Source organism: Moraxella sp. VT-16-12, assembly GCF_002224245.2.
Taxonomy (GTDB): Bacteria; Pseudomonadota; Gammaproteobacteria; order Pseudomonadales; family Moraxellaceae; genus Moraxella.
The window spans coordinates 1-472 of sequence record NZ_NKHK02000037.1; the positions used below are offsets into that span (position 1 = coordinate 1).

The following is a 472-nucleotide window of genomic DNA, read 5'->3' on the forward strand; positions in this document are numbered from 1 at the left end:
ATTACATCGTCAACGCCAATAGTACGCATATTTGCACTACCGGCAAGGGCGTTGATCCCTTCAGAGCCACTGCTGTCACCGCGTGTAACATCAACTGCTACCAGTAAGTTAGGATCTATAAGTACGCCAGCCATATTGTTAGTTGAACCATGCGTCGTTGTTCCGGAGGTAGAGGTTCCGTAAAAACTCTGGGTAATACCATCGACCATAGTGTTTACACGACCAAATCCGCTCATGCCTCGAATATTCACACTGATTGCTCCCTGACCAGGATCTATTTGAGTATAAGTACCAGGCATACTACGCACTGTTGCGTCAAGTGATTGCAGGTTTTTGTCCGTTGTCCGGGAACTGGTCGCGCCTGTTTTCTCGAGAGCTTCCTGCTCACTGGTCGTCTTCCCGACAGAAACGCTGAGCGGACTGAATTCTGCCGCTCCTTTTTTGTCGGAATTAGTTTTTTCACTGATGGATT

Annotated in this window: 1 protein-coding gene; it reads right to left on the bottom strand. The window is 47.9% G+C overall.

The window, feature by feature from the left end; all coding sequences use genetic code 11:
* The coding region (locus CEW93_RS10640) for a TonB-dependent receptor plug domain-containing protein (protein ID WP_186727975.1) at positions 1–472 on the bottom strand (472 nt) is incomplete at both ends.